The sequence below is a fragment of the Serratia sp. 22264 genome (genome assembly GCF_052045345.1).
GTDB lineage: Bacteria > Pseudomonadota > Gammaproteobacteria > Enterobacterales > Enterobacteriaceae > Serratia > Serratia plymuthica.
Genome location: NZ_JBQEOY010000005.1, coordinates 149,074 through 174,983, shown reverse-complemented (window position 1 = coordinate 174,983; position 25,910 = coordinate 149,074). Strand labels below are relative to the sequence as shown.

Here is a 25,910-nt window from a genome sequence, read left to right as displayed (position 1 = left end):
TAGTTCAGGCGCGGGGGAGATAAAGCGGGCAAGATCAAAACCCGTGGGGCAGGCCCACGGGCAGGGTGAGGATCAGTCGCGGCGCGGACGCTCGCCACGCAGCAGGCCAGAGGCGCCTTCAGAATAGTCGCGCGGCATTTCTACCGGCGCCTGATCGTTATCGGCTTCGGCTTCGGTCAGGCGATAGCGGAACGGATTTTCCTGCATCGGCAGATCCGGCAGCAGGTTGTTGGAGCTTTTCGCCATGTGTTGATACAGCTGGCGATAGTCTCGCGCCATGTTATCCAACAGCTCGGCGCTGCGGGCAAAGTGGCCGACCAGTTCCTGACGATACTCTTCCAGCTCGGTTTTGCTCTTGTCCAACTCGTTCTGCAAAACTTGTTGTTGACGTAATTTACGATTACCAAAACGCATCGCTACCGCACCAATGGCGATGCCGACGACTAAACCAATCAGCGTATACTCCCAGGTCATGATGACTCCTTTTTGACTTCGTTGTTCCGCAGGGATTTTTCACTTAATAATATCCACTATAACCGTTAACCTTGTCCGAGTGGAATCCTGATAAGCCATAACCTGGCGTTTACAGGGTTTTTCAGTACGCCGCGACGCGGACATTTGTGGCGATAACGGTGCGAAGCAGCATCAACATGCCGCGAAAATTTGCTAAATAATTTCTACGGGTTCTAAGGGAACATCGAACAGATGCAGGCATTATCACCGTTATCACGCTACCAGCAGGCGCTGGATGCGGGGGAATATCAGGCCGACGAGGTTCAACGCCAGGCGGTTACCCGGCTGGAGGGCATTTATCAGGCATTGCAGCAGGCACCTGCAGCAAGCGTGTCGGCCAACGGCCTGCGCGGCAAGTTAAGCCGCTGGCTGGGCAAGGGCGCTGAAACGACCAGCCTTCGTCCGGTGCAGGGGCTGTACATGTGGGGCGGTGTCGGACGCGGTAAAACCTGGCTGATGGACATGTTCTTCCACAGCCTGCCGGGGGAGCGCAAGCTGCGGCTGCATTTCCACCGTTTTATGCTGCGCGTGCACGAAGAACTGACCGAGCTGCAAGGGCAGGAGAACCCGTTGGAGATGATTGCCGACGGGTTCAAGGCGCAGACCGACGTAGTGTGTTTTGACGAATTCTTCGTCTCCGACATCACCGACGCCATGCTGCTGGCCACGCTGTTGCAGGCGCTGTTTGCTCGCGGCATCACGCTGGTGGCGACGTCCAATATTCCGCCGGACGAGCTGTACCGCAACGGCTTGCAACGTGCGCGCTTTTTGCCGGCGATTGCCCTGATTAACGACTACTGCGATGTGATGAATGTCGATGCCGGCATTGATTACCGTTTGCGCACTTTGACTCAGGCGCATTTGTATCTGACGCCGCTCGACAGTCAGACCCGAGAGACCATGGATCGGATGTTCATCAAGCTGGCGGGGAAGGCAGGAGAAGAGGCGCCGGTGCTGCAGGTCAATCACCGGCCGCTGCAAGCGATCCGCGCGGTGGATGGGGTATTGGCGGTGGATTTCCATACCCTGTGCGAAGAACCGCGCAGCCAACTGGACTATATTGCGCTGTCGCGGCTGTATCACAGCGTAATACTGTACAATGTCCAGGTGATGGGGCCGTTGAAGGAGAACACCGCCCGCCGCTTCCTGGCGCTGGTGGACGAATTCTACGAACGCCACGTCAAGTTGGTGATTGCCGCCGAAGCGTCGATGTTCGACATCTACCAGGGGGAGCGGTTGAAGTTTGAATATCAACGCTGCCTGTCGCGCCTGCAGGAGATGCAAAGCGAAGAGTATCTGAAGCTGCCTCATCTGCCTTGATCGCCCCCGGGGGTCTGGCCGCCAGGATCCCCGCTTTCCTCTCGCCGGCGATAAATTGCTTTTCCATTCAAAAAGCGTTCGATCTTTGTGAGCGACTTCTCTATAATCTTGCGACCCCACGTTACAACAAAGTTTTTTTCCCAAAAACTTTATAGTGCCGGCAATGGCTATTCGAAGGGGTAGGTTTGCTGGACTTGTATGGTCGTGTGAGCCTCAACTGTTTTCGAGCGTTTGGGTGTTCACCAACGTGTAACTAATTATTGGGTAAGCTTTCTAATGAAAACTTTTACAGCTAAACCAGAAACCGTAAAACGCGACTGGTTCGTTGTTGATGCGGATGGTAAAACTTTAGGCCGTCTCGCTACTGAACTCGCTCGTCGTTTGCGCGGCAAGCATAAAGCGGAATACACCCCGCACGTTGATACCGGTGACTACATCATCGTTCTGAACGCAGAAAAAGTTGCTGTAACCGGCAACAAGCGTACAGACAAGGTGTATTACCGCCACACCGGCCACATCGGTGGTATCAAGCAAGCGACCTTTGAAGAGATGATTGCCCGCAATCCTGAGCGCGTGATTGAAATCGCGGTTAAAGGCATGCTGCCAAAGGGTCCGTTGGGTCGTGCAATGTTCCGTAAACTGAAAGTTTACGCGGGCAACGAGCACACTCACGCGGCACAGCAACCGCAAGTTCTTGACATCTAATCGGGATTATAGGCAATGGCTGAAAATCAATACTACGGCACTGGTCGCCGCAAAAGCTCCGCCGCTCGCGTCTTCATCAAGCCGGGCAACGGTAACATCGTAATTAACCAGCGCAGCCTGGAACAGTACTTCGGTCGCGAAACTGCCCGCATGGTAGTTCGTCAGCCGCTGGAACTGGTCGACATGGTTGGCAAATTTGACCTGTACATCACTGTTAAAGGTGGTGGTATTTCTGGTCAAGCTGGTGCTATCCGTCACGGTATCACCCGTGCACTGATGGAATATGACGAGACTCTGCGTGGTGAGCTGCGTAAAGCTGGCTTCGTCACTCGTGATGCTCGTAAAGTTGAACGTAAGAAAGTCGGCCTGCGTAAAGCACGTCGTCGTCCGCAGTTCTCCAAGCGTTAATTTTTACTGCTTCGGCAGTGGAGTTTACGCCAAAAACCCGGTGCTTCACCGGGTTTTTTTATGCCTGAAAATTACCTTCTCACGACTAAAATCTGTGGTATATCAGACAATTCAACACGAAATCACCGCAGAGTCCCCACAAAACAAGCAAAATCTGGTAAACTATCATCCACTTTTGCGCCTGTTCGCCATGCAGCTGTCGTCAGTCTACCTCCGCGTCCTGTTTTAGACCCAGGGTTTATCTGTGTGCTGCTGGCCAGCGGTCAAGATCATTCAGGATAGCAGCCTGTTAGTTGGCTATTCGCAGTATTTTCTAGATAAACTTGGAGGTTTTCATGGCTGTCGCTGCCAACAAACGTTCGGTAATGACGCTGTTTTCTGGCCCGACCGACATTTTTAGCCATCAAGTACGTATCGTACTGGCGGAGAAAGGTGTCAGCGTCGAGATTGAGCAGGTCGAGTTGGATAACCTGCCGCAGGATTTGATTGACCTCAACCCGTACCAAACGGTGCCTACGCTGGTTGATCGCGAGCTGACCCTGTATGAATCCCGTATCATTATGGAATACCTGGATGAGCGCTTCCCGCACCCGCCACTGATGCCGGTTTACCCGGTAGCCCGTGGTGAAAGCCGCCTGATGATGCTGCGTATCGAGAAAAACTGGTACTCGCTGATGTACAAAATCGAGAAGAGCAACGGCCAGGAAGCAGAATCAGCCCGTCGTCAGCTGCGTGAAGAACTGCTGGCGATTGCTCCGATCTTTGGCCAGACGCCTTATTTCATGAGCGAAGAGTTCAGCCTGGTGGATTGCTACCTGGCACCGCTGTTGTGGCGTTTGCCGCAGTTGGGCATTGAACTGAGCGGTACAGGCTCCAAAGAGCTGAAAGGCTACATGACCCGCGTGTTCGAGCGTGATGCCTTCCTGGCCTCCCTGACCGAAGCCGAGCGCGAAATGCGCCTGCAGACTCGGGGCTAAGCGTCATGGATATGTCTCAAATGACCCCGCGCCGTCCGTACCTGCTGCGGGCGTTCTATGACTGGTTGCTTGATAATCAGCTGACGCCGCATCTGGTGGTGGACGTGACGCGCCCTGACGTGCAGGTGCCGATGGAGTTTGCCCGCGATGGCCAGATCGTACTGAACATTGCGCCACGTGCGGTAGGTAGCCTGGAATTAGGCAACGACGAAGTGCATTTCAACGCGCGTTTCGGTGGTGTGCCGCGTCAGGTTTCGGTGCCAATGGCAGCGGTACTGGCGATTTATGCGCGTGAAAATGGCGCAGGCACCATGTTTGAACCGGAAGCCGCTTATGAAGCGGAAGGCACTTTTGAAGGCATGGACAATGAGACGATCCCATCGGAAAGCCTGATGTCGGTGATTGATGGCGATCGCCCGGACATGAGTGATGACCACGAGCCGGACGATGAACCGCCGCAGCCGCCGCGCGGTGGCCGCCCATCGCTGCGCGTGGTGAAATAATCCTGCAGCTACGAACAGCAAAAGGTCGCTCAGGCGACCTTTTTTATTGCCTTGATCCTGCCGAATAATCAAGTCATGCAATCGTTGTATCGGGGCAGAAGGTGGGGTTGTCGCGTGTGCGGAAAAACAAAGGGCCCGGTATTGTGAACCGGGCCCCTGAAGCGTGAAGCAGAAGGGATATTACACTTCCAGGTAGTTCATGATGCCATCGGCAGCTTTACGGCCTTCGGCAATCGCCGTAACTACCAGGTCTGAACCGCGCACCGCATCGCCACCGGCGAAGATTTTCGGGTTGCTGGTCTGGAAGGCGTTATCGGTGCCTTCCGGCGCCACAATGCGACCCTGCTTGTCGAGTTCAACGTCATGTGCCGCCAGCCAATCCATCTTGTGCGGACGGAAACCAAACGCCATCACTACGGCATCGGCATCGATCACGTGCTCGGAACCCGGCACTTGCTCAGCAACCTGACGGCCATTGGCATCCGGCTCACCCAACTGAGTGCGAACCATTTTCACACCGGCGACGCGGCCGGCGCTATTCAGTTCGATGCTCAGAGGCTGCAGATTGAATTTGAATTCAACCCCTTCCTCACGCGCATTTTTCACTTCGCGTTTGGAACCCGGCATGTTGGCCTCATCACGACGGTAGGCGCAGATAACCTGAGTTGCGCCCTGACGGATGGAAGTACGCACGCAGTCCATTGCGGTATCACCACCGCCCAGAACCACCACGCGCTTGCCTTCCATGCTGACATACGGCTCGTGTGGCTCGGCTTCATAGCCCATCAGCTGCTTGGTGTTGGCGATCAGGAACGGCAGTGCGTCGTAGACGCCCGGCGCTTCCTCGTTCTCCAGCCCGCCGCGCATCGACTGATAGGTGCCGACGCCAAGGAATACCGCGTCGAACTCGTTCAGCAGTGCATCCATGGTGATGTCTTTGCCCACTTCGGTATTCAGCTGGAACTCAATGCCCATCTCGCTGAAGATGCCACGGCGTTTCACCATCACTTCTTTTTCCAGCTTGAAGGCCGGAATGCCGAAGGTCAGCAGCCCGCCGATCTCCGGATGACGATCGTAAACCACCGCTTTCACGCCGTTGCGGGTCAGCACATCGGCACAGGCCAGGCCGGCTGGACCGGCGCCAATCACCGCCACCCGCTTGCCGGTAGGCTGCACGTGGGACATGTCCGGCTTCCAGCCCATTTCGATCGCTTTATCGCTGATATAGCGTTCGATGTTACCGATGGTCACTGCACCAAACTCATCGTTCAGGGTACAGGAACCTTCGCACAGGCGATCCTGCGGGCAGACGCGTCCGCACACTTCCGGCAGGCTGTTGGTCTGGTGCGCCAGATCCGCCGCCTCCATGATGCGGCCTTCGTTCGCCAGCTTCAGCCAGTTCGGGATGTAGTTGTGAACCGGGCATTTCCATTCGCAATAAGGGTTGCCACAGGAAAGACAACGGTCCGCCTGCGCTTTCGCCTGAGTTTCCGAAAACGGCTCGTAAATCTCTACAAACTCAATTTTACGGATCTTCAGCGGTTTTTTTGGCGGATCAACGCGCTGCAGGTCGATAAATTGATAAACATTCTGACTCATTAATGACCTCTTACTGCGCCTGAACCCGCAGCTCGGCTGCGGAACGACTACGGTGACCCAACAATGCTTTGACATCACTGGACTTCGGCTTGACCAGAGCGAACTTCGGCGCCCATTCCGGCCAGTTAGCCAGAATCTCTTCCCCGCGCGCAGAACCGGTCGCTTGCACGTGTTCGGTAATCAAACCGCGCAGGTGCTCCTCATGAATGGCCAGTTGCTCGACATCCAAGACTTCCACCAGCTCCGGGTTAACGCGTTTGCGGAACACGCCATCTTCATCCAGCACGTAAGCGAAGCCGCCGGTCATACCTGCGCCAAAGTTGATGCCGGTTTTACCCAGCACGCAGACGATGCCGCCGGTCATGTATTCACAACCGTTATCACCAATGCCTTCAACTACGGTGATAGCGCCGGAGTTACGCACCGCGAAGCGCTCGCCCGCACGGCCTGCAGCGAACAGCTTGCCGCCGGTGGCGCCGTACAGACAGGTGTTGCCGATAATGCTCGCTTCATGGCTGCGGAAGGCAGAGCCAATCGGTGGGCGTACGGCGATACGGCCGCCGGCCATGCCTTTGCCGACATAGTCGTTGGCGTCGCCGGTCAGGGTCAGCTCAACGCCGCCCGCATTCCATACGCCGAAGCTCTGGCCAGCGGTGCCTGAGAAATAGGCCTTGATCGGGTCTGCTGCCATGCCCTGATCGCCATGTACGGTAGCAATAGCGCCGGACAGGGTGGCACCCACTGAACGGTCGGTGTTACGGATATCGAAGTAGAAGGTCTTGCTCTGCTTCGCTTCGATATGCGGTTCCGCCTGTGCCAGCAGATCTTTGTTCATCGACCCTTTGTCGAACGGCGGGTTGCTGCTTTCGGTGCAGTACAGCGCCTTGCCTGGATGCGGCGTTGCGGTTTTCAGCAGCGGCGACAGATCCAGTTTGTTCTGCTTGGCGGAGATGCCGTCCAGCTCGGTCAGGAACTCAGTGCGGCCAATCAGATCAACCAATTGGCTGACACCCAGCTGCGCCATGATCTCGCGGGTTTCACGCGCGATGAACTGGAAGTAGTTGGTGACGCGTTCCGGCAGGCCGTGATAGTGATCGCGGCGCAGTTTTTCGTCCTGAGTCGCCACGCCGGTTGCGCAGTTGTTCAGGTGACAGATACGCAGGTATTTACAACCCAGCGCCACCATCGGGCCGGTGCCGAAGCCGAAGCTTTCTGCGCCGAGGATCGCCGCTTTGACGATATCCACGCCGGTTTTCAGGCCGCCATCCACCTGCAGGCGGATTTTGTGGCGCAGGCCGTTAGCCACCAGCGCCTGCTGAGTTTCCACCAGGCCCAGTTCCCACGGGCAGCCGGCGTATTTCACCGACGACAGTGGGCTGGCACCGGTACCGCCGTCGTAGCCGGCGATGGTGATCAGATCGGCATAGGCTTTCGCCACGCCGGTAGCGATGGTGCCGACGCCCGGTTCGGAAACCAGTTTCACCGAAATCATCGCCTTCGGGTTGACCTGTTTCAGGTCGAAAATCAGCTGCGCCAGATCTTCGATCGAGTAGATGTCATGGTGCGGCGGTGGAGAAATCAGGGTTACGCCCGGCACCGAATAACGCAGCTTGGCGATATAAGGCGTCACTTTGTCGCCAGGCAACTGGCCGCCTTCGCCCGGTTTTGCCCCTTGCGCCACTTTGATTTGGATCACGTCGGCATTCACCAGGTAGGCCGGCGTCACGCCGAAACGGCCGGATGCCACCTGCTTGATGCGTGAAACCTTGTTGGTGCCGTAACGTGCAGGGTCTTCGCCGCCTTCCCCAGAGTTGGAGAAACCGCCGAGGCTGTTCATGGCGATGGCCAGCGACTCGTGGGCCTCCGGGCTCAATGCGCCGATAGACATTGCCGCGGTATCGAAGCGTTTGAACAGCGATTCTGCCGGTTCAACCTGGTCGACCGGGATCTGCGTGCCCTGTGGCGTAATGGCCAGCAGGTCACGCAGCATGGCGACCGGGCGTTCATTCACCAGTTTGGCGTAAGCCTGATAGTCGCTGTATTTGCCGCTGTGTACCGCAGTTTGCAAGGTGCTCACCACGTCAGGGTTGTACGCGTGGTACTCGCCGCCGTGAACGAACTTCAGCAGGCCGCCTTGTTCCAGCGGTTTGCGTTTCAGCCAGGCGCGCTTGGACAGGTTCTGCAAATCCTGTTGGAAGTCGCTGAAGCTGGCGCCGCCGATGCGGCTGACTGCACCCTGGAAACAGAGATCGGACAGGTCGCGATGCAGGCCGACCGCTTCAAACAGTTTGGCGCAGCGGTAAGAGGCGATAGTCGAGATGCCCATTTTGGACATGATCTTGTACAGGCCTTTATTGATGCCGTTACGGTAGTTCAGCATCACGTCGCGGTATTTCTTGTCGATCGCCTGAGTATCCACCAGTTTGGCCAGCGTTTCGTAGGCCAGGTACGGGTAGATTGCGGTAGCGCCGAAGCCCAACAGCACGGCGAAGTGGTGCGGATCGCGGGCGCTGGCGGTTTCAACGATAATGTTGGCGTCGCAGCGCAGGCTTTTCTCTACCAAACGGGTCTGGATCGCGCCTACAGCCATCGGTGCAGGCACCGGCAGACGGTTGGCGGCGATGGCGCGATCGGACAGCACCAGCAGCACGGCGCCGTCGCGAACTTTACGTTCCGCTTCGTCGCACAGGGCGCGGATGGTTTGCTCCAGATCCTGCACCGCAGGATCGAAGGTCAGATCGAGCGTGTCAGCGCGATAATATTCGCCTTCCAGCGTGGTGAGCTGCTTGAAGTCGGAGTACAGCAGGATCGGCGATTTGAAGCTAAGGCGGTGCGCCTGGCCTTCGGCCTCGCAGAACACGTTCATTTCGCGGCCGATGCTGGTCGCCAGCGACATCACATGCGCTTCGCGCAGCGGGTCGATAGGCGGGTTGGTCACCTGCGCGAACTGCTGGCGGAAATAGTCATAAACGATGCGTGGGCGGCTGGAGAGCACGGCGAACGGGGTATCGTCACCCATCGAGCCGGTAGCTTCCTGGCCGATCTCGCCCAGCACGCGGATCACCTGATCCAGCTCTTCGCTGCTGTAGCCGAACTGTTTCTGGTAAGTCTCGAGCTGCGAGTCGTCGAGCTCACGACTGCCGACCTGATCTTCAGGCAGATCCTCGAACGGCACCAGGCGCTTGACGTTCTTTTCCATCCACTCTTTATACGGGTGGCGGCTTTTCAGGTCGTCGTCGGTTTCGGCGGAGTGCAGGATCTTGCCGCTGCGGGTGTCGATCACCATCAGCTCGCCAGGGCCAACGCGGCCTTTTTCCACCACTTCATCCGGCTGGTAATCCCAGATGCCGACTTCGGAGGCGCAGGTGATCAGTTTGTCTTTGGTTATTACATAACGCGCCGGGCGCAGACCGTTACGGTCCAGGTTACAGGCGGCGTAGCGGCCATCGGACATCACGATGCCTGCCGGGCCGTCCCACGGCTCCATGTGCATTGAGTTGAAGTCGAAGAAGGCACGCAGATCGGTGTCCATGTCCGGGTTGTTCTGCCAGGCCGGCGGCACCAGCAAACGCATGGCGCGGATCAGGTCCATGCCCCCCGCCAGCAGCAGCTCCAACATGTTGTCCAGCGAGCTGGAGTCGGAGCCGGTTTCGTTGACGAAGGGGGCGGCGGTTTGCAAATCCGGGATCAGCGGCGTCTGGAATTTATAAGTACGGGCGCGCGCCCATTGGCGGTTGCCGGTGATGGTGTTGATCTCACCGTTGTGCGCCAGATAACGGAACGGCTGCGCCAGCGGCCAGCGCGGCACGGTGTTGGTGGAGAAACGCTGGTGGAACAGGCAGATGGCCGATTCCAGGCGCAGGTCCGCCAGATCGAGATAGAAACGCGGCAGATCCGCAGGCATGCACAAGCCTTTATAGATCGTGACCAGATTCGAGAAGCTGCAGACATAGAAGCTGTCGTCCTGAACGCGCTTTTCGATACGGCGACGCGCCACAAACAGGCGGCGTTCCATATCGCGCGGGCGCCAACCCGCCGGGGCGTTAACGAAGATCTGTTCAATGCGCGGCAGGGAAGAGAGGGCGATCTCACCCAAAACGTCCGGGTTGGTCGGCACTTCACGCCAGCCGACGACCGACAGCGTTTCATTTTGCAGCTCTTCTTCCACAATGCGGCGGCTGGCACGGGCTTCCTCTTCGTTCTGGCTGAGGAACATCATGCCAACGGCGTAGTTCTTGGCTAAACGCCAGCCGCGCTCTTCTCCAACCATGCGGAAAAAGCGATCGGGCTTTTGCAATAACAGGCCGCAACCGTCGCCAGTCTTGCCGTCAGCAAGGATTGCGCCACGGTGCTGCATTCGGGCCAGCGCGTGAATAGCAGTTCGCACCACCTTGTGGCTAGGTTCGCCTTCTATGTGGGCGATTAGGCCGAAACCACAGTTGTCCCTCTCAAGGGATTTATCGTACAACATATCAGTGAACCTCCCCAGGCTCTGCGTGACTCTTACAACCAACTGCGAGGGGGCTTCCCAACGTCAGGCGGAAGTCCAATCAGCAAGGTTAATATCGCCGATCTGCTTTTCCGCCCTCCATCAATGGCCTCTCGTGACGGTTCTCACAAGTGGTGAATGACTTGTTTTAAGAGGGAGTCTTAAATAACTGCATAAATATGACGAGACGTTTGCCCGTCCAGAAAGCTTCCAGCGGACTTCCAACTTAGCGAGAAAGAATACGCAGGTCAAATATAGGCTTAAGAGCGTTTTTTATTGAATTATTGTGGGTTATCTTTTTGAAAGGTAAATGTTTTTACATGAATTTACGGTGGTGGCGAGGAGCGTCAGGGCTCGAGGAAATGTGAGCTGTCTCACTATAGTGCAACCTCTGAATCTCTGCACCATGCTAGTGCGGGCGTGAATGTCAGAATTTTATTCTATTAAGTTATGCTTTCTTGTTATTTGTAACTATTTTTAATCGCTTTGTCATACAGGCGTTAACGGTTAGGGGAGAATAAGAAAAATTCATCTTGGCTCGGGTGATTTTATTTGCATTTATAATGAATAGTTATGCCTGGTGAAGCCTTGAAGGGAAAGCGTTGATCTCTGTCATCGCAGGAAAAGCCGTTTCTTATTAGCATCACGGGCTTTGAGTACAGAGAAAGCCAAGATTATGCAGTTGCCGCAATTAGTCAATATGTTTGGCGCCGATCTCCAGCGTCGGCACGGCGAAAAGATTCATAAACTCACGCTGCACGGCGGTTTTAGCTGCCCAAATCGCGACGGTACCCTTGGCCGTGGCGGTTGTACTTTCTGCAACGTAGCCTCTTTTGCCGACGAACAGATGCAGCGCCAGAGCATTGCCGAACAGCTGAGGGTGCAGGCCGGCAGGGTCAACCGCGCAAAACGTTATCTGGCCTACTTTCAGGCCTATACCAGTACTTATGCAGAAGTGAGCCTGCTGGCGGACATGTATCGGCAGGCGCTGGCGCAGGCCGATATGATCGGGATCTGCGTTGGCACGCGGCCGGACTGCGTGCCGCCCGCCGCGCTTGATTTGCTGGCGGGCTACCTTGAACAAGGTTATGAGGTTTGGCTCGAGCTGGGCCTGCAGACTGCGCACGATAAAACGCTGAAGCGCATTAATCGCGGCCACAATTTCTCCTGTTACCAGCATACCGCCCGATTGGCACGCGAACGTGGGCTGAAGGTATGCAGCCACCTGATCGTCGGGCTGCCGGGGGAAAGCTCGGCCGATCATCTGGCTACGCTGCGGCAGGTGGTGGACAGCGGCGTGGACGGCATCAAGCTGCACCCGCTGCATATCGTTACCGGCAGCACTCTGGCGCGTGCCTGGCAGGCCGGGCGCATGCCTGAATTGGCGCTGGAGGAGTACGCCGCCAGTGCCGGGGAGATGATCCGCCATACGCCGAGAGAGATTGTCTATCACCGCATCTCCGCCAGCGCCCGTCGGCCGACGCTGTTGGCACCATTATGGTGCGAAAACCGCTGGAACGGCATGCAGGCGGTCGGCGGCTACCTGCAGCGTTATGGCGGGCAGGGCAGCGGATTGGATGAAAAGCGGCAATATCGCCCTTGATCGCTGTTTTGATTTGCAAACTTTCCCACACTTCGGTGTTTGCTTCCTTATCTCACCGAGGTTTTACGGTATGATTTAACCGATTCTGTCTGATGGGAGCCGCTATGAAGCAAATCCGGGTATTAGCCCAGTACTACGTTGATTTAATGGTGAAACTGGGGCTGGTGCGCTTTTCGCTGCTGCTGGCTTCGGCGCTGGTGGTGCTGGCGATGGTGGTGCAAATGGCGGTGACCATGCTGCTGCGCGGCGAGGTGGAAAGCATCGACGTGGTGCGTTCGATCTTCTTCGGCCTGCTGATCACGCCCTGGGCGGTGTATTTTCTGTCGGTGGTGGTCGAGCAACTGGAAGAATCTCGCCAGCGCCTGGCGCGGCTGGTCGATAAACTGGAAGAAATGCGCCACCGCGATCTGGAGCTGAACCAGCAGCTTAAAGACAACATCAGCCAGTTGAATCAGGAAATCGCCGACCGCATCAAGGCGGAGCAAGATCGCCAGCAGGTAATGGACAAGCTGACGGAAGAGATGGAGCAGCGCGAATTGGCGCAGATTGAGCTGGGCCAGCAATCGGCGCTGTTGCGTTCGTTCCTCGATGCTTCCCCCGATCTGGTGTATTACCGCAACGAAGACAAAGAATTCTCCGGCTGTAACCGGGCGATGGAACTGCTGACCGGCAAAAGCGAAAAGCAGCTGATCGGCCTGACGCCGTTTGACGTCTACAGCCAGGAAATCGCCGAAAAGGTGATAGAAACCGATGAGAAGGTCTTTCGCCATAACGTCTCCCTGACCTACGAACAGTGGCTGGTTTACCCGGACGGGCGCAAGGCCTGTTTTGAGCTGCGCAAGGTGCCGTTTTACGATCGCGTGGGCAAACGTCACGGGCTGATGGGCTTTGGTCGCGATATAACCGAGCGTAAGCGCTACCAGGACGCGCTGGAGAACGCCAGCAGGGACAAGACCACCTTCATCTCAACGATCAGCCACGAGCTTCGTACGCCGCTTAACGGCATCGTCGGGCTGAGCCGTATTCTGCTCGATACCGATTTGAACGATGAGCAACTGAAATACCTGAAGACCATCCATGTCAGCGCCATCACGCTGGGCAATATCTTCAATGACATCATTGAGATGGACAAGCTCGAGCGGCGGAAAGTGCAGCTCGACAACCAGCCGGTGGATTTTACCGGCTTCCTGGCGGATCTGGAAAACCTCTCCGGCCTGCTGGCGCAGCCAAAAGGCCTGCAGTTCGTGATGGAGCCGCAATCGCCGCTGCCGCAGCAAATCATCACCGACGGCACCCGCCTGCGGCAGATCCTGTGGAACCTGATCGGCAATGCGGTGAAGTTTACCCCGCACGGGCAGATTGTGGTGCGTGTGCGGCGTGAAGAGCAGGATCGACTGGTGTTTGAGGTGGAAGATTCCGGCATGGGTATTCCGCAGGACGAACAGGACAAGATCTTCGCCATGTATTATCAGGTGAAAGATCAGCACGGCGGCCGCCCGGCGACCGGCACCGGCATCGGGTTGGCTGTTTCCAAACGCCTGGCGCAGAGCATGGGCGGCGATATCACCGTCAGCAGCGTACAGGGGCACGGTTCTTGCTTCACCTTGACCATCAATGCGCCGGCGGTGCAGGAGGCGGAAAGTGAGACGCGTGCCGAGGAGGATCTGCCGTTGCCGGCGCTGCATATCCTGCTGGTGGAGGATATCGAACTGAACGTGATTGTGGCGCGCTCAGTGCTGGAGAAGCTCGGCAACAGCGTGGAAGTGGCGATGAACGGCACCGACGCGCTGGCGATGTTCGATCCGGACGAGTTTGATCTGGTGCTGCTGGATATCCAACTGCCGGACATGACCGGGCTGGATATCGCCCGGGTGCTGCGCGAGCGTTATGCCGGGCAAACGCTGCCGCCGCTGGTTGCTTTGACCGCCAACGTGCTGAAAGACAAAAAAGAGTATCTCGACGCGGGTATGGACGATGTGCTGAGCAAGCCGCTTTCTGTACCGGCGTTGACCAAGGTCATTAAACATTACTGGGATCATCAACCCTCTCACACCACAAAGAAAACGGAGCAAAAGGCGATGCAGATTAATGAGTCGTTACTGGATACCACAATGCTGGAACAGTACATGGACCTGGTGGGGCCGCAACTGATTCATCAGAGCCTGGAGATGTTTGAGCAGATGATGCCGGGCTATCTGGCGGTGCTGGAGTCCAATATGACGGCGCGTGACCAGAAAGGCATCACCGAAGAAGGGCATAAAATCAAGGGCGCTTGCGGGTCGGTTGGCCTGCGTCATTTGCAGTTACTGGCGCAACAGATTCAGACCCCGACGTTGCCGGCGTGGTGGGATAACGTGCAGGACTGGGTTGATGAGCTCAAGCAGGAATGGCGCAACGATGTACAGGTACTGCGCGAGTGGGTTGCGAACGCTGAAAAAAAATGACCCCGACCTAGGCCGGGGTGCGCGAATATTGCGCCAACACCAGGGAAATTGTGAACCTGCGTATTGGTATTCAGTGTTCTGGTCGAGCAGGTTGTAGAGAATTCCTAAACATCATACAGCCAACAACATAGCAAATGTAAGCGCTCTTGTTAGAAGATTCATTAAAATGTGTGATGTAGATTAGTGTTTGTTAACTCCGAGCACTAACCAGTTGACAGTCTCATAAGGAGTAAGGGTGATGAAAAACGTTGGCGTTGTGCTGAGCGGCTGCGGAGTTTATGACGGTGCGGAGATCCATGAAGCCGTCCTGACGCTGCTTGCGTTGGACCGGGCGGGGGCACAGGCGGTGTGCTTTGCGCCGGATAAATCTCAACTTCATGTTATTAATCACTTAACTGGCGATGAGATGCCGGAAGAGCGCAATGTTTTGGTCGAGTCTGCGCGTATTGCCAGAGGGAAAATTCGGCCGCTTTCACAGGCCGATGCCGGCCAGTTGGATGCGCTGATTGTACCCGGTGGATTTGGTGCGGCGAAGAACCTCAGCAGCTTCGCCAGTGAAGGGGCAGAATGCTGGATTGATAAAGATTTAGCTAAGTTAACGCAACAAATGCATAAGGCAAATAAACCAATTGGTTTTATGTGCATTGCCCCCGCGCTGCTGCCGAAGTTGCTGGATCAACAAGTGCGGCTGACCATTGGCAACGATCCGGACCTGGGTGAAGTGATTGATGCCATGGGCGGCGAGCCGGTTATTTGCCCGGTTGATGACATCGTGGTGGATATTGAAAACAAAGTGGTGACCACGCCAGCCTATATGTTGGCGAAATCTATCGGCGAGGCGGCCGACGGGATTGATAAGCTGGTTTCACGGGTGCTGGATTTGGTTGAATGAGAAAGTCCGCGGGCAAATCGATTTTTTCCCGGCCCTGGTTTTGGCTGAAACGCGGAATAATTGCCCTGGTCGGCCTGTGGGGGCTTGGGATAGCCGTTTTTGCTTTCTTGCCGGTGCCTTTTTCTGCGGTGATGGTGGAGCGGCAGTTCGGTGCCTGGCTGAGCGGCGATTTTGGCTATGTGGCGCACTCCGACTGGGTATCGATGGACGATATTTCTCCGCAGATGGCGCTGGCGGTCATGGCGGCGGAGGACCAGAAGTTCCCTGAACACTGGGGGTTCGACGTGGCGGCGATCGAAAAGGCGCTCAGCCACAACGAACGTCGCCCCACACGCATCCGCGGCGCCTCCACGCTGTCGCAGCAAACGGCGAAGAACCTGTTTTTGTGGGATGGCCGCAGTTGGCTGCGCAAGGGGCTGGAGGCCGGGCTGACCTCGGGGATCGAACTGGTGTGGACCAAGCGGCGGATCCTGACGGTTTACCTGAATATCGTTGAATTTGGCGATGGGGTATTCGGCGTGGAAGAGGCGTCGCAGCGCTTTTTCAATAAACCGGCTAAACGCCTGACCGCTTCTGAAGCGGCGCTGCTGGCGGCGGTGTTGCCAAACCCGCATCGTTTTAAAGCCAGTGCGCCTTCCGGCTATGTGATTCAACGGCAGCAGTGGATTATGCGCCAGATGCGGCAGTTGGGTGGGGAAGGCTTTCTGAAAGAAAATAATCTGGATTAGCGCGCCGGGATAAAGGCATCATGCCTACCCCGGCGCAGCGGGTTATTTCACGAAGGTAAAGGCGGTGGTGACGTGTTTCACGCCGCTCACCTGGCTGGCGATCTGCGCGGCCGACTGCGCTTCTTGTTGTGTGACCAGGCCCAGCAGGAATACCTCACCGTTTTCGGTAGTGACCTTCACATTGGATGATTTCACCGTGTCGCTGGTGAGCAGTTGCGAGCGCACCTTGGTGGTGATCCAGGTATCGGAGGACGCAGTGCCGAGGCTGATTGGCGTCCCTTGGCGGATCTCGTTATACACTTCGGCCGTGCCTTCGACGCCCATCGCTATTTGCTTGGCGCGGGCGGCGAGGTCGGTGCTCGGCGACTGGCCGGTCAGCAATACTTTACCCTGATAGGCGGTAGCAACCACCCGGGCGTCTTTCTTCAACTGTTGATCTTTACTCAGGGCGTTTTCAACCCGGGCTTCCAGCGTGCCGTCGTCTACCTGAGTGCCTACGCTGCGTGGGTCGGTGGCGCTCTTGGTGGCGACAGCCGCACTGCCGACGACAACGCCGGCGATACAGCCTTGTAACAGCAGGGCGCTGGACAGCACTGCAAATGTGGCTTTCAGCTTCATCTCAGTTCCTTATTCGTCCTGGTGGGGAAACAACGTACTATCTATCAGGTCGCATAGGCAATTTACTGTGAGCATATGCATTTCCTGAATACGAGCACTGCGATGCGATGGGATACGGATCTCGACATCCTGTTGACCGAGCAAACCGGCCAACTCCCCGCCGTCGTAACCGGTGAGTGCGACAATCGTCATGTCACGCGTCACTGCGGCTTCGACCGCTTTCACAATATCACGGCTGTTGCCGCGGGTGGAAATTGCCAGCAAGACATCGCCGGCATGGCCGAGAGCGCGCACCTGCTTGGCATAAACCTCATCGTGCAGACGATCGTTGGTGATCGCCGTCAGCACCACGTTATCGGCATTCAGCGCAATGGCCGGCAGGCTTGGGCGCTCGGTTTCAAAGCGGTTGATCATGCTGGCGGCGAAATGTTGCGCGTTGGCCGCCGAGGTACCGTTGCCGCAGCACAGAATTTTATTACCGTTAAGTAAGGATTGAACCAGCGTCATCGCCGCACGCGAGATGGCGTCGGGCAAGGCTTCCGCCGCCGCAATCTGGGTTTGGATGCTTTCGGTAAAACAGGCTTTAATTCTATCCAGCACGTTGTATTAATCCACTAAGTCAAAGGGCCGGTCTGCACCGGTAAACCATGATTAATCCGCATTGAAGGCGTTGGGTATCCATTCTAACTGGCTACCGGTGATGGCCAAAACATCAAAACGGCAAGACGATGTGTCAAAACTGGCTCCGCGCCCCGCCAACCAAACGGCGGCGGCATGCAGCAACCGCTGTTGTTTACGGTAAGTCACGCTGGCGGCCGCACCGCCAAAGGCGTCGCTGCGGCGGTAGCGGACTTCAACAAACACCCAGGTTTGACCATCGCGCATGATGAGATCGAGCTCACCGCCGCGCAGCGTAACGTTGGCGGCGAAGAAGGTGAGCCCGGCGCGTTCCAGATAGCGGCGGGCCTGTAACTCATAGCCCGCCCCCTTGGCGCGTTGACTCAAGAGACGGGAACCACCATTCCCTGACGGTATTGCAGCCAAGGCAGTTTCCTGTTGATCACGCAGCTTGGTGAAGCGGTCAGCATGCCGGTGGTGCCGGAGACCTGGAAGCCGGGCAACTGGCGCATTTCAGCAAAGTGATTGGCCAATGTCCAGGCATCCATCCCCATGGCGTACAGACGCACCAGCGAATAGTCGTTGCGGAACCGGCTGCTCGCCTGCTGCAACAGCTGCGGGTTGGCACCGGCCAGCAACGGGATATCGCTGAACTGCAGGCCTTCCATTTCCAGACGGAAGTCAGGGCCTGCACCGGCCTGGTAGCTACGCGAGCTGGCGTACATGGCCGGTTTGCTGCGCGAGGTGGTGGCCATGTCGATCATCGGTTTGATCAACGTCAGCTGGGACTGGGTCGCCACGATGTAGACTGCATCCACGTTGCCGCCGGATTCGGCAGGCACATCGCTTGGCGGCGCCGGAATGGTCAGCCCGGCAATGGTCACGGCCTGCGGAGCTGGTGCCGCGGAAATCGGCGTGCCGCTCATGCGGATGCCGCCGCTGTTCACCGCCTGACGCAGTTCGCCGGCAGAGCCGATACCTTGTTGCAGCACGGTCTGGCCGCCCAGTTTTTGCCATTCCTGGTTAAAGGCTTTGGCAACGCGATCGCCGAACGAACCGCGCGGGATCAGCAGCAGCGGCTGGCGCTTTTGTTGTTCCCAAATGTGGCGCGCAGCGTCGCGCGCTTCGTCTTCCGGCGACAGGGCGAAGTAACAGATGTTCGGATTGTCTTTCGGCGTTTCCGGCTGATTGAGCGCCAGCACGTTCAGCGTGGTATTGCTGCCGGACAGTTGATCGACGTTCTCTTTCAGCAGCGGACCCACCACCAGCGTTGCGCCGTCTTGCTGTGCCTGTGTCAGTAGCGCGGCCAGCGGTTGGCTGGTGGTATCATACACTTTAATTTGCGCATTGGTGGCCTGCGGCGGCGTAATCTGCGCATTGGACGGCGTAGAAGGCTGAGCCGCGGTCACGGGCGCGGCATCCGCAGACGGCGCCGAGGTGCTTACCGCACCGTTGGCATTGGCGTCCGCAGGGGCTGCTGCCTGAACGGGATTGTTGGCAGGCTGCTGCTGTTGCTGTACCTGCGCCGGTGCGGCCACGCCGTTTTTCGCCGCTTCAAAACCTTGTTGGATCGCATCGGCGAACACTTTTGCCTGGCCGTTCAGCGGCAGCAGCAGGGCGATTTTGGAGGTGGAAGCCTGGGTAAAGTTCAGCACCTGGTTCAGCTGCGTCGGCAACGTTTTCGCCGCCGGGTTCTGCGGGTAACGGTTTTGCCAGTCCTTGATGCCGGCCTTCAGCAGGTCGGGATCCTGCTTGTTGTCCTGATAGACACGCAGCAGATCCAGCCAGCCTTGCAGCACGTTTTCATTGGCGTTGATCACCAGACTGTTCATGTCCTGCGGCGTCAACTGCAGCAGTGCCTGCCAGGTTTGATCCAGATTGGTTTGATGAGCCTTGCCGGTCAGCAGCGGTTCCTGCGCAACGTAGGCGCGGATCAGCGGCAGAGAGGGTTTACCCTGATTGGCGGCGATCTGCGCCTGGTAGAAGCGCACCAATTGGTTAGCTGACAGTGAACCGCTATCCAGATGGCCCAGCGTGCTGCGGGCGCTCACATAGCTTTTGTTCGCCACCTGCAGTTCTGCGGTCAGCAACTGGCGTTCAACCTGCTGAACGCTGCTGAGGTTTTTCGACAGTTGGTTCAGTTGTTCACTGGCCTGCGGCAGTTTTCCTTCACGTAACAGCGCGCGAATAGCAAGTAATTGCCAGTCAGCCTTGTTATCATCGCTGCTTTGTTGCAGCTGCTTCAGATAGTAATCGGAGCTGGCGCTCGCTTCGTCCTGTATATTGGCGGGCGGCGTCTGCGGGGCCTGACTAGGACAGCCTGCAAGGAACAGGGCTGCCGCGATCACTGCGGTAAGTCGGACAGGCTTTGAACGCCCTGCTTTGGTACGAACGAATGTTGAGGAAAGCATACTGTATCCAGTGATGTTTTTTTCAAGATGCTCAATATTAAATCGGCAACCCGGATGAAACAATGAATCAACACCAACAATCAGTCATTTCTGCATCAACGCTGTATGTGGTGCCCACTCCCATCGGTAATTTGGGGGATATTACCCACCGTGCGTTAGAGGTACTGAAAAGCGTTGATCTGATTGCGGCCGAGGACACGCGCCACACCGGGTTGCTGTTGCAACACTTTGCGATTAGCGCGCGGCTGTTTGCGCTGCATGACCATAACGAACAGCAAAAGGCCGACCAACTGCTGGCGAAACTGCAGGAAGGCCAGAGCATTGCGCTGGTTTCCGACGCCGGCACCCCGTTGATCAACGATCCCGGTTATCACCTGGTGCGCCGCTGCCGCGAAGCCGGCATTCGCGTGGTACCGCTGCCGGGAGCCTGTGCGGCAACCACCGCACTGTGTGCCGCCGGCGTTGCTTCAGACCGCTTCTGTTACGAAGGGTTCCTGCCGGCGAAAACCAAGGGGCGTAAGGATACGCTGATGGCGCTGGCAGAGGAACCGCGCACGTTGATTTTCTACGAATCCACCCACCGTTTGCTGGAAAGTTTGCAGGACATGGTCACCGTGTGGGGGCCGCAGCGCTATGTAGTGCTGGCGCGTGAGCTGACCAAAACCTGGGAGTCCATCACGGGTGCGCCGGTGGGTGAGCTGCTGGCCTGGGTACAGGAAGACGAAGTGCGTCGCCGTGGCGAAATGGTGCTGATCGTCGAAGGCCATAAGGCGCAGGATGACGCATTGCCGCTGGAGGCGCTGCGCACGCTGGCGTTGCTGCAAAAAGAATTGCCGCTGAAAAAGGCGGCGGCGTTGGCGGCGGAAATCCACGGCGTGAAGAAAAATGCGTTGTATAAACACGCGTTAGAGCAACAAGAACAGTAAAGCGGTTGACCTGCCGTGAGCGCGACGCTACTATCCGCGCCGGAGTTGACCAGACAGTCGCCGCTTCACTGCCGTCCCTTTCGGGGGAGACAGGTGGAGGGGAGGAAAGTCCGGGCTCCATAGGGCAGGGTGCCAGGTAACGCCTGGGAGGCGCAAGCCTACGACTAGTGCAACAGAGAGCAAACCGCCGATGGCCCGCGCAAGCGGGATCAGGTAAGGGTGAAAGGGTGCGGTAAGAGCGCACCGCGCGGCTGGCAACAGTTCGTGGCACGGTAAACTCCACCCGGAGCAAGGCCAAATAGGGGTTCACATGGTACGGCCCGTACTGAACCCGGGTAGGCTGCTTGAGCCAGTGAGCGATTGCTGGCCTAGAGGAATGACTGTCCACGACAGAACCCGGCTTACCGGTCAACTCCCTCTATAAAGAAAACCCCGCGTGACGCAAGTTACGCGGGGTTTTTTCCATTGGTATTCAGCGAGTTCGACATGTTGCACCCGCTTGATTCACACCGGTAAATCAATCAGCAGCGCACGCAGCGGCGTTTCGGCGCGGATCGTCAGGCGGTTCTCTTCATGGATAAAAGCCCCGTCGCCGCAGGTCAAGCGTTGGCCTTCGTTACGATCGCCATTGGCTTCGATGGTGCCGTGGATCGACTGCAGGTAAGCCCGTTGCCCGTTCAGCGCAAACGTCTGCTGTTCGCCCGGCTGTAAATCCAGATGATGGATCCACACCTGCTGGCGCAGTTGCAGGCTGCCCTGGGCGCCGTCCGGTGATGCCAGCAGCGTCGAGCCGTTATCCGGCAGCCTCAGACGCTGTACTCGATCGTTGTTGCGGTCCGGGCAGACATTCAGCCACAGCTGCAGACGGGTCAGCGGCGTATCGCTGCTGACGTTCTGTTCGCTGTAACTCAACCCTGGCTGCGTGGCCAACAACAAGGCTTCACCGGCCTTGGCGCGCACGGTATTGCCGTCGTTGTCGCGGTATTCGGCTTCCCCCTGCAAGATCAGATTCAGGATATCCACGCTGGGATAGGTGCGTGGCTGGAATGACGCACCCGGCGCCAGCACCTCCTGGTTCAGCACCCGCAACGAGGCGTAGCCCATCAGTTTGGGATCGAAATAATGTCCAAAAGAAAAGGTATAGCGAGCCTGCAGCCAACCAAAGTCAGCTTGCCCGCATTGTTGTGCTGTTCTGCATGTAATCATGGCAATCGGCTCTCTAAATTCATTATCCAAATGGTAAGCATCTGGACGCCGGATTGTTAGCCAGTTAATCTGGTCGGCATATTCAAATTTCCTGACAGAGAGATTCGATGGCCAGAGATCGGGCGTTAACGCTTGAAGCGTTAAGGGTTATGGATGCGATCGACCGACGCGGCAGCTTTGCTGCGGCAGCCGATGAACTGGGGCGGGTGCCCTCGGCGCTCAGCTACACCATGCAAAAATTGGAAGAAGAATTGGACGTGGTGCTGTTCGATCGCTCCGGCCACCGCACCAAGTTCACCAACGTTGGGCGCATGCTGCTGGAGCGCGGGCGGGTGTTGCTGGAGGCGGCCGACAAGCTGACTACGGATGCCGAAGCGCTGGCGCGCGGTTGGGAAACTCACCTGACCATCGTCAGCGAAGCGCTGTCGCCGGCGAGTAAACTGTTTCCGCTGGTCGACAAGCTGGCGCTGAAGGCCAATACCCAGGTATCGATTTTTACCGAAGTGCTGGCCGGTGCCTGGGAGCGGCTGGAGCAAGGGCGAGCCGATATCGTCATCGCACCGGACATGCATTTCCGTGCTTCCTCGGAGATCAACACCCGCAAGCTGTACAAGGTGATGAGCGTTTACGTCGCCGCGCCGGATCACCCCATTCATCTGGAGCCGGAACCCTTGTCCGAACTGACTCGCGTGAAATACCGCGGCATTGCGGTGGCGGATACAGCCCGTGAACGGCCGGTATTGACCGTGCAGTTGTTGGATAAACAGCAGCGCCTGACGGTCAGCACCATTGGCGACAAGCGCCTGGCGCTGCTGGCCGGCCTGGGCGTGGCGACCATGCCTTACCCGATGGTGGAAAAAGACATTGAAGAAGGGCGGCTGAGGGTGGTGGGGCCGGAATACAGCCGTGAGGCCGATATCATCATGGCTTGGCGGCGCGACAGCATGGGGGAGGCGAAAGCCTGGTTCCTGCGCGAAATCCCACGGCTCTTCGCCCAGCAGGAACGGCAGTAACCGGACTGTGTGCCGTTATTGAGCGCCTGATCGCCAACGGCCCGCAGGTGCAAGCACAGCGGGCTGTTTTATTGTTCCCCCTGACCGTTAAAGAAAGGGGGAAATGGGCTAACCGAAACGTTTGTCGCGGCCGTGTGGCTCGTCCAGATCCTGCGCCGGCCCAATGGAAATAATGCCGTGCGGGTTGAGAGTGGTGTGGCTACGGTAATAGTGGTTGCGGATGTGCGGTAGGCTAACCGTTTCGGCGATGCCTGGCATCTGGTAGATGTCGCGCAGGAAGCCGTACAGGTTGAGATAATCGCTGATGCGGCGTTTATCGCATTTAAAATGGGTGACATACACCGGATCGAAGCGCACCAGCGTGGTCCACAGACGCAGGTCGGCCTCGGTCAGGCGATCGCCGGTCAGGTAACGGTGTTGGCCCAGGATCTGCTCCAGCCGCGCCAGTGCGTCAAACAGCGCATTCACCGCTTCGTCATAGGCTTCCTGACTGGTGGCGAAACCGGCCTTGTAGACACCGTTATTCACCTGGTCATAAATCCAACCGTTCAGCTCATCGATTTTGCCGCGCAGGTCGTTGGGATAAGAATCCCCCGCGCGAGCGCCGACGCCATCAAATGCACTGTTGAACATGCGAATGATATCGGCAGATTCATTGCTGACGATGGTCTGCTGCTGTTTGTCCCACAGTACCGGCACCGTCACGCGGCCGGTGTAATGTTCATCGGCGCGCAGGTAAAGCTGATAGAGAAAGTCTGAGTGATAAAGGCTGTCGCCGGTCGTTTCAGGGAAGTCCTGGCCGAAGGTCCAGCCGTTTTCCAACATCAGCGGATGCACCACGGAAACCGGGATAATCTGCTCCAGCCCCTTCAGTTTGCGCATCAGCAACGTGCGGTGCGCCCAAGGACAGGCGAGTGAAACGTACAGGTGATAACGGTCTTTCTCCGCTTTAAACCCTCCGGTGCCGTGTTCGCCCGGTTGGCCGTCTGCAGTCACCCAGTTGCGGAACTGAGAGGTTGAGCGTTTGAAACGGCCTCCGGTAGATGAGGTGTCATACCAGATGTCTTGCCAAACGCCATCGACGAGTTGTCCCATGATGATCTCCTTCGTGTCCGAGTGAAAAAGCAGAAGGGTCCGGCATGCCGGACCCCTGATTCGGTATTAGAAGCTTACCACTTTTTGTTCAAAATACGGTCGATGCTGAAACCGCCTGGGCCGGCAACGGCCAGTACGATATAGCCACCGGCGATGGTCAGGTTCTTCATGAACATCAGCTGGTTTACGCCTTCCGCAAAGTTAGTATGGAACAGTACCGCAGTCAGAAGGGTGAAACCGGCAGTGAACAGCGCCACGGTGCGGGTCAGGAAACCGAACAGAATCGCCAGGCCGCCACCGAACTCCAGCAAGATGGTCAGCGGCAACAAGAAGCCAGGTACGCCCATCGATTGCATATACTGCTGGGTGCCGGCATAGGCGTCGCCCATTTTGCCGTAACCTGCCACGATAAACAGGATTGGCATCAGAATACGAGCAACCAGCAAACCTGTATCTTCTAATTTTTTCATCATCAACTCCAAAGTGATTTTTAGTTCGCCAGTCTTGGCGTTTACCGCTGTTAGCGGGCGGTATGCCGGGTCTCTGACCCTGTCCTGCCCGTTACGTGTTTGATGGAGTGAATGTTAATCGGGAAGTGGTTCCGTTGTTAGCAAGTAAAACTGTCGTATTTTTTCAAAAAAACTGAATCTGTAGCCTGCTAACAAATGATGGCGAATCAGAAAGTTACCCAGCCGTCATCGACAGAAAGAATAAATTTCTGTGAAAAACTGGGCATAACGACGGAAGAATTGAAGAAATCAGTAGGGTTATTTGGTAGAAAAAGTTTTCTGGATCAATCGGATAGTGCCAAAGACACCAAAAGCGCGACGTGACCAGCGAATCAGTTTGCTTGGGTGGCGGATACCGTAAAGCGCCATCACGCTGGAGCCGACGACCAGGTATTTGCGCAGACCGAAAAGAGTTTGCCAACCGCGATCGATGCGCTCGGTTTTTTCCAGCCACAGGGTTTTGTTTTCGGCCAGATCCAGCCGTTGTTGCTGGATCTGCCGAATCAGTTTCTCTTTTCTCCATTCCAGGTAGCGACGGCGATTCATTTTTCACCCTCCAGCTCGGAACGGTCGATCTCCAACTGTTTGCGTGTAGCGCCCAACAGGGTGGAGCGGCGCGCTTTGACCAGCGTCCAGATGGCGCCGAAAATAGCCAGGAACAGCAAGATGCCCGTGGTGGCGCCTAACGCCATCAAGCGGTAGATAGGGTCAATGGCCCAGAAAATCAGGATCAGCAGGCTCATCAGGCCAAATGCAGTGAATAAAAGGGTCATACCGGCCATGATCAGCAACTGAATGAGGTTGGCTTTCTCCTCTTCCAGCTCGACAACCGCCAGGCGCACCCGCGTTTCGACCATACTCACCAAAATAGTGATGATGCGTTGGGCGACATCGAGGACCCCTTTGGCGGGGCCCTGTGCACGAACTTGTGGTTGTTCTGCCATATTAGCGGCGCGCTAGCAGAACGCCCAGCACTACGCCAACCGCAGCGCCGATACCGATACCTGTCCACGGATTATCACGCACGTAATCATCCGCCTGGCCGGCGATTTGCTTGGTCTGGGAAGCAATTTTGTCCCCGGCGTCGCTCAGGCGAACGCGGGTATCTTTCAATGCGCTTTCGGCTTTGGAGCGCAGCTTTTCCAGCTCGGCTTTTGGTTTATCGGTGGAAGAGTTCAGCACTTCTTCCAGCGTATCGGCTAAGGATTTAAGTTCAGCGCGTAAGTTTTCTGCATTTGAATCATGTGCCATGTGATTATTCCTTAACGTTAACTTCGACAGACTTTCAACATAGCGGATTTTTTCGCCGGAGCAAAGGGTGAATGAGTAGCCG

Annotated in this window: 24 protein-coding genes and 1 other RNA gene; 12 read left to right on the top strand and 13 right to left on the bottom strand. The window is 56.9% G+C overall.

All coding sequences use genetic code 11. From position 1 onward, the window contains the following. Positions 1-72: 72 nt before the first annotated feature. Complete coding sequence (gene zapG / locus ACTJJ1_RS18100; protein ID WP_004948498.1) at positions 73-474, bottom strand: Z-ring associated protein ZapG; 402 nt, start codon at positions 472-474, stop codon at positions 73-75. 231 nt (positions 475-705) lie between these two features. On the opposite strand from zapG, the gene zapE reads away from it, so the two are divergent. The 5 genes from zapE to sspB all read left to right on the top strand — a co-directional run bounded on the left by zapE (position 706) and on the right by sspB (position 4,426). Beyond that, positions 706-1,833, top strand: a complete 1,128-nt coding sequence (zapE, locus tag ACTJJ1_RS18095) for a cell division protein ZapE (protein WP_004948495.1) — start codon at positions 706-708, stop codon at positions 1,831-1,833. Positions 1,834-2,109: 276 nt separating this feature from the next. After that, positions 2,110-2,538: a 50S ribosomal protein L13 gene (rplM, locus tag ACTJJ1_RS18090; protein ID WP_004948491.1), complete on the top strand. Its 429-nt coding sequence runs from the start codon at positions 2,110-2,112 to the stop codon at positions 2,536-2,538. Positions 2,539-2,553: 15 nt separating this feature from the next. After that, positions 2,554-2,946: a 30S ribosomal protein S9 gene (rpsI, locus tag ACTJJ1_RS18085; protein ID WP_004948488.1), complete on the top strand. Its 393-nt coding sequence runs from the start codon at positions 2,554-2,556 to the stop codon at positions 2,944-2,946. Between the two features lie 335 nt (positions 2,947-3,281). Next, positions 3,282-3,923, top strand: a complete 642-nt coding sequence (gene sspA, locus ACTJJ1_RS18080) for a stringent starvation protein SspA (RefSeq protein WP_004948486.1) — start codon at positions 3,282-3,284, stop codon at positions 3,921-3,923. A gap of 5 nt (positions 3,924-3,928) precedes the next feature. Next, positions 3,929-4,426 (top strand): ClpXP protease specificity-enhancing factor, encoded by a 498-nt coding sequence (gene sspB / locus ACTJJ1_RS18075; RefSeq protein WP_004948483.1) that lies wholly within the window; start codon positions 3,929-3,931, stop codon positions 4,424-4,426. A gap of 180 nt (positions 4,427-4,606) precedes the next feature. Here the strand turns inward: sspB and ACTJJ1_RS18070 are convergent, their stop codons facing one another. Beyond that, the gene (locus tag ACTJJ1_RS18070; protein WP_440834739.1) at positions 4,607-6,025 is read right to left on the bottom strand and encodes a glutamate synthase small subunit; all 1,419 of its coding nucleotides are present in this window, start codon (positions 6,023-6,025) and stop codon (positions 4,607-4,609) included. A gap of 10 nt (positions 6,026-6,035) precedes the next feature. Continuing rightward, positions 6,036-10,496: a glutamate synthase large subunit gene (gene gltB, locus ACTJJ1_RS18065; RefSeq protein WP_440834737.1), complete on the bottom strand. Its 4,461-nt coding sequence runs from the start codon at positions 10,494-10,496 to the stop codon at positions 6,036-6,038. A gap of 694 nt (positions 10,497-11,190) precedes the next feature. Here gltB and ACTJJ1_RS18060 point away from each other — a divergent pair. The 4 genes from ACTJJ1_RS18060 to mtgA all read left to right on the top strand — a co-directional run bounded on the left by ACTJJ1_RS18060 (position 11,191) and on the right by mtgA (position 16,181). Continuing rightward, a complete protein-coding gene (locus ACTJJ1_RS18060; protein ID WP_409443710.1) occupies positions 11,191-12,117 on the top strand; it encodes a TIGR01212 family radical SAM protein in 927 nt (308 codons plus the stop codon). A gap of 104 nt (positions 12,118-12,221) precedes the next feature. Then, the gene (arcB, locus tag ACTJJ1_RS18055; RefSeq protein ID WP_006328248.1) at positions 12,222-14,561 is read left to right on the top strand and encodes an aerobic respiration two-component sensor histidine kinase ArcB; all 2,340 of its coding nucleotides are present in this window, start codon (positions 12,222-12,224) and stop codon (positions 14,559-14,561) included. A gap of 238 nt (positions 14,562-14,799) precedes the next feature. Continuing rightward, positions 14,800-15,453 carry an isoprenoid biosynthesis glyoxalase ElbB gene (elbB, locus tag ACTJJ1_RS18050; protein ID WP_073440851.1) on the top strand — a complete coding sequence of 218 codons (654 nt, stop codon included), beginning with the start codon at positions 14,800-14,802 and terminating at the stop codon, positions 15,451-15,453. Then, on the top strand, positions 15,450-16,181 hold the full coding sequence (gene mtgA, locus ACTJJ1_RS18045; RefSeq protein ID WP_006328238.1) for a monofunctional biosynthetic peptidoglycan transglycosylase: 732 nt from the start codon (positions 15,450-15,452) through the stop codon (positions 16,179-16,181). Before elbB ends, mtgA begins: the two co-directional genes overlap by 4 nt. A gap of 42 nt (positions 16,182-16,223) precedes the next feature. Here the strand turns inward: mtgA and dolP are convergent, their stop codons facing one another. The 4 genes from dolP to ACTJJ1_RS18025 are packed head-to-tail and all read right to left on the bottom strand — an operon-like array spanning position 16,224 to position 19,828. After that, positions 16,224-16,799: a division/outer membrane stress-associated lipid-binding lipoprotein gene (gene dolP / locus ACTJJ1_RS18040; protein WP_004948464.1), complete on the bottom strand. Its 576-nt coding sequence runs from the start codon at positions 16,797-16,799 to the stop codon at positions 16,224-16,226. Between the two features lie 9 nt (positions 16,800-16,808). Beyond that, positions 16,809-17,399 carry a DnaA initiator-associating protein DiaA gene (diaA, locus tag ACTJJ1_RS18035; protein WP_004948462.1) on the bottom strand — a complete coding sequence of 197 codons (591 nt, stop codon included), beginning with the start codon at positions 17,397-17,399 and terminating at the stop codon, positions 16,809-16,811. A 51-nt stretch (positions 17,400-17,450) separates the two neighbouring features. After that, a complete protein-coding gene (locus ACTJJ1_RS18030; RefSeq protein ID WP_004948459.1) occupies positions 17,451-17,804 on the bottom strand; it encodes a YraN family protein in 354 nt (117 codons plus the stop codon). After that, positions 17,801-19,828 (bottom strand): penicillin-binding protein activator, encoded by a 2,028-nt coding sequence (locus tag ACTJJ1_RS18025; protein WP_122288888.1) that lies wholly within the window; start codon positions 19,826-19,828, stop codon positions 17,801-17,803. Before ACTJJ1_RS18025 ends, ACTJJ1_RS18030 begins: the two co-directional genes overlap by 4 nt. Before the next feature lie 62 nt (positions 19,829-19,890). Between ACTJJ1_RS18025 and rsmI the strand changes: the two genes are divergently transcribed. After that, positions 19,891-20,754, top strand: coding sequence for a 16S rRNA (cytidine(1402)-2'-O)-methyltransferase (rsmI, locus tag ACTJJ1_RS18020; protein WP_004948453.1), 864 nt, complete (start codon positions 19,891-19,893; stop codon positions 20,752-20,754). Between the two features lie 41 nt (positions 20,755-20,795). Beyond that, positions 20,796-21,174, top strand: an RNA gene (gene rnpB, locus ACTJJ1_RS18015) — RNase P RNA component class A. Between the two features lie 84 nt (positions 21,175-21,258). Here the strand turns inward: rnpB and ACTJJ1_RS18010 are convergent. After that, positions 21,259-21,960, bottom strand: coding sequence for a pirin family protein (locus ACTJJ1_RS18010; RefSeq protein WP_440834732.1), 702 nt, complete (start codon positions 21,958-21,960; stop codon positions 21,259-21,261). Between the two features lie 107 nt (positions 21,961-22,067). On the opposite strand from ACTJJ1_RS18010, the gene ACTJJ1_RS18005 reads away from it, so the two are divergent. Further along, positions 22,068-22,973, top strand: a complete 906-nt coding sequence (locus ACTJJ1_RS18005; RefSeq protein WP_004948447.1) for a LysR family transcriptional regulator — start codon at positions 22,068-22,070, stop codon at positions 22,971-22,973. 108 nt (positions 22,974-23,081) lie between these two features. On the opposite strand, the gene ACTJJ1_RS18000 is transcribed toward ACTJJ1_RS18005, so the two are convergent. From ACTJJ1_RS18000 to ACTJJ1_RS17980, 5 genes are all read right to left on the bottom strand, one after another. Further along, the gene (locus ACTJJ1_RS18000; protein ID WP_440834730.1) at positions 23,082-24,068 is read right to left on the bottom strand and encodes a glutathione S-transferase family protein; all 987 of its coding nucleotides are present in this window, start codon (positions 24,066-24,068) and stop codon (positions 23,082-23,084) included. A gap of 74 nt (positions 24,069-24,142) precedes the next feature. Beyond that, positions 24,143-24,538: a DoxX family protein gene (locus ACTJJ1_RS17995; protein WP_006328232.1), complete on the bottom strand. Its 396-nt coding sequence runs from the start codon at positions 24,536-24,538 to the stop codon at positions 24,143-24,145. Positions 24,539-24,835: 297 nt separating this feature from the next. Next, complete coding sequence (locus ACTJJ1_RS17990) at positions 24,836-25,123, bottom strand: YqjK-like family protein (protein ID WP_006328231.1); 288 nt, start codon at positions 25,121-25,123, stop codon at positions 24,836-24,838. Further along, positions 25,120-25,521 carry a phage holin family protein gene (locus ACTJJ1_RS17985; RefSeq protein ID WP_004948433.1) on the bottom strand — a complete coding sequence of 134 codons (402 nt, stop codon included), beginning with the start codon at positions 25,519-25,521 and terminating at the stop codon, positions 25,120-25,122. The genes ACTJJ1_RS17990 and ACTJJ1_RS17985 overlap by 4 nt, the downstream gene beginning before the upstream one ends. Before the next feature lies 1 nt (position 25,522). Then, entirely contained in the window at positions 25,523-25,828 is a 306-nt protein-coding gene (locus tag ACTJJ1_RS17980) for a DUF883 family protein (RefSeq protein ID WP_004948431.1), read from the bottom strand. Positions 25,829-25,910: the final 82 nt, after the last annotated feature.